The organism is Idiomarina aquatica (assembly GCF_004362895.1).
GTDB lineage: Bacteria > Pseudomonadota > Gammaproteobacteria > Enterobacterales > Alteromonadaceae > Idiomarina.
In genome coordinates this window covers 1-3,155 of the sequence record NZ_SNXI01000046.1, presented here as the reverse complement: position 1 = coordinate 3,155, position 3,155 = coordinate 1, and the positions used below count along the sequence as shown (strand labels likewise).

Annotated in this window: 3 protein-coding genes; 2 read left to right on the top strand and 1 reads right to left on the bottom strand. The window is 45.0% G+C overall.

Annotated features, from left to right (window positions below; translation table 11 throughout):
* The first annotated feature begins 181 nt into the window (after positions 1-181).
* Complete coding sequence (locus DEU29_RS13820; RefSeq protein ID WP_133540979.1) at positions 182-1,837, top strand: acetolactate synthase large subunit; 1,656 nt, start codon at positions 182-184, stop codon at positions 1,835-1,837.
* Here the strand turns inward: DEU29_RS13820 and DEU29_RS13815 are convergent.
* Entirely contained in the window at positions 1,827-2,414 is a 588-nt protein-coding gene (locus DEU29_RS13815; protein WP_133540977.1) for a glutathione S-transferase family protein, read from the bottom strand. The two genes, DEU29_RS13820 and DEU29_RS13815, sit on opposite strands and share 11 nt — an antisense overlap.
* Before the next feature lie 142 nt (positions 2,415-2,556).
* On the opposite strand from DEU29_RS13815, the gene DEU29_RS13810 reads away from it, so the two are divergent.
* Positions 2,557-3,036, top strand: a complete 480-nt coding sequence (locus tag DEU29_RS13810; protein ID WP_133540975.1) for a hypothetical protein — start codon at positions 2,557-2,559, stop codon at positions 3,034-3,036.
* Positions 3,037-3,155 lie beyond the last annotated feature (119 nt).

Sequence of the window (3,155 nt, the reverse complement as noted above, 5' to 3'; positions counted from 1 at the left end):
GGCATTATCCTCGTGCAATAAAAAGGCGACCGCAACGTTATCCGATGCGGTCGCCTTATAAAGCCGCTAGCCATTAGCTTAACTGACAAGCATTAGGCTCTTAGCCGCCTTTTTTGATCATATAGCCTATGCTTTACGTACGCTGTTAATACATATCTTTTATACGCAAGGAGAAAGCGACGTGAAAGCATCGGATCTGATGATAAAAGCGCTTGAAAATGAAGGCGTAGAATATATTTTTGGTATTCCCGGTGAGGAAAATCTCGACTTGCTCGAGTCATTATCAAAGTCGTCAATAAAACTTATTATAACCCGTCATGAACAAGCTGCCGGATTTATGGCTGCAACCTATGGTCGCTTAACCGGCAAGCCTGGCGTTTGTCTATCAACGCTTGGGCCGGGCGCCACCAACCTTGTTACTCCGGTTGCTTACGCTCAACTCGGAGCTATGCCGATGGTTGTTATTACCGGTCAGAAGCCCATCAAAGAACGGCAGCAAGGACAGTTCCAAATTATTGACGTGGTCGACATGATGACCCCTATCACTAAATATACACAACCCATCATCAGCGCGAAGAGTATTCCTGCGCATGTTCGCGAAGCCTTTCGTCGAGCTGAAGAGGAACGTCCTGGAGCTTCACACCTGGAACTTTCCGACGATGTCGCTAGCGAAGATGTTGATTCATTTCCAATCGAGCCGAGCTACTCTCGCAGACCTATTGCTGAAGATAAGGCCGTTCGTCACGTTTTGTCTTTACTTAAAGAGTCAAAACATCCTTTGCTACTTATCGGCGCAGCCGCTAACCGAAAAATAACCGCTAAAATGCTACGCGCATTTGTCGACAAAACAGGAATCCCCTTTATCACTACACAAATGGGTAAGGGCGTGATTAACGAAGACCATCCTGGCTGGTTAGGTAATGCTGCTGTTTCGGATGGAGACTATCCTCACCGAGCAATAGAACAAGCCGACCTGATTCTTAATGTTGGCCATGACGTTGTTGAGAAACCACCCTTTATGATGCGTTCACAGGCCAATGACAAGCGCAAAGTGGTTCACATCAACTTCCAGAGCGCTCAAGTCGACTCTGTTTATTTCCCTCATGCCAGTATGATTGGTGATATCGGTAATAGTATTTGGCAATTAAAAGAAGGAATTGAGCCGCAGCCGCATTGGGATTTTGACTTTATGTTGAAAGTGCGTGATCACATGCGAGACCACACCGACGAGGGGGCCAACGACGATAGATTCCCAATGTTACCCCAGCGTTTGGTCGAAGAGGTGCGCGAAGTTATGCCTGATGATGGCATCATAGCGCTAGACAACGGTATCTATAAAATCTGGTTTGCTCGCAATTATCCGGCTCGTCAGCCTAATACCGTTTTGCTCGACAACGCTCTTGCTTCAATGGGCGCAGGGTTACCATCAGCAATGGCAGCCAAACTCGTGTTTCCGGAAAAACAGGTTATATCCATCTGCGGCGATGGCGGATTTATGATGAACTCGCAAGAAATCGAAACTGCGGTTCGGTTAAAACAAGATCTTATTGTACTGCTACTGAACGATAGCGCTTACGGCATGATCAAGTGGAAACAACAACACATGGGACTCAGTGACTTTGGTCTGGATTTTAACAACCCCGACTTTATCAAGTACGCCGATGCCTACGGTGCTAAAGGCTACCGATTGTCGGCAACAGAAGAATTACAACCGCTGATTAAGCAATGCATGGAGCAGGGCGGTGTGCACCTTATCGATGTGCCCGTCGACTACTCCATGAATAATCAATTATTAAACGAAGAAATCCCGGAAAAATCAGCCAAACTTATTCCGTAACAGACGGCCGTACCTCGGGGTGTGTGTCTGCGAATAGCGGGTAATCGTTGAGTTTATCAACGAATGCCTGCAATTGCGGATACTCACCCAGACTGATGCGGTTACGAAAGAGTCCCCAACTTAAAAAACAGCCCAATCGTAATTCTCCGTCACTAAACGGGTGCGGCCCTTCATAAGCCACCGCGTGTTTTTTACTCTCCATTAGCTGAAGAATTTCCTCAACCCGCGATTTTTGTCGCTGCATGTAGGTATTGTTATCAGGTGTAACACCTTGCTGTTCAAGTAGAAAAAGATTAATACCCGCATCAAGTGCAGTATTAACCAAACAATACTGATCATAATCTTTTACGTCTGGAAAATAGCGCTCTCCGGCTTTTTCCCGTACATATTTTAAAATACTACTTGAATCATGTAGTCGCGTTTCTTTGTGATGCAAAAAAGGCACTTTTTTGGCCGGATTTAATTTTGCACTCATTTCGTGATCAGTTTCCGTTAACGAAAACTCCGTCTTTGTTTCCGCCATAGCAATACGTATATGGCGCACAAATGGGGAGGTGTAACTACCAAAAAGTTCCATACTATTTGCCTCATTGTTGAAAGCTCTGCCTACTTGATATTACAAAGATAACAAAAAAATCACAAAGTCACTTGGATTATCTTTTACATACACTAGTGTACCTTTATAACATCATGTTTTTTAATGCAAAGCAGAGGTAATTATGACGCGTTCAATGTTAATTACAGCCGTAATCGGAGCATCTATGTTAAGTGCTTGCACTAGCGTTCCTGTGACTACTTCACCTGATGATTCGCAGTGGCGCCTTAGAAATTTTCTCGATAACGGGTTAGCGCAAACCGTCCGTGTTTACAATTTTTGCTATAACGGCAAAGAAAGTGACTTTGTGGCAGCAAGAGACTTTGCCCCAGGTGAGCACACCGTGGTAACTAAAGTCACGCAGACATTCAACAATATCGATTCTAAGCCTAAAGAGGCCTATGCGACGCTAAAGGGTGATTTCGAAGCCGGCAATACCTATGTCTTCCAGAAAGACATTGAAAAAAATCAAGCCACGCTCTGGATTGCTGACGTTGAAACAGGCAAGGCTGTTAGTGAGCAGGTGGAAGTTACTCTTACTATTGGTGAAGTTGTAGATAATGAACAACGCCAGCGTCGCAGATGTATGGCAAGCACCTTGTAAGGTTTAAATACTTAGGTATAGAGAATATCGAGTAGGGTGAGGCGTCACCGCCTCATCCCTCTCACAGAACCGTACATACGGGCCTCGTATACGGCTCATGCACATAGTTATTTAGCATA

What these genes read in the sequence shown, in the direction of transcription:
- DEU29_RS13815 (WP_133540977.1), bottom strand. Translation starts at nt 2,414, where the DNA reads ATGGAACTTTTTGGTAGTTACACCTCCCCATTTGTGCGCCATATACGT.
- DEU29_RS13810 (WP_133540975.1), top strand. Translation starts at nt 2,557, where the DNA reads ATGACGCGTTCAATGTTAATTACAGCCGTAATCGGAGCATCTATGTTA.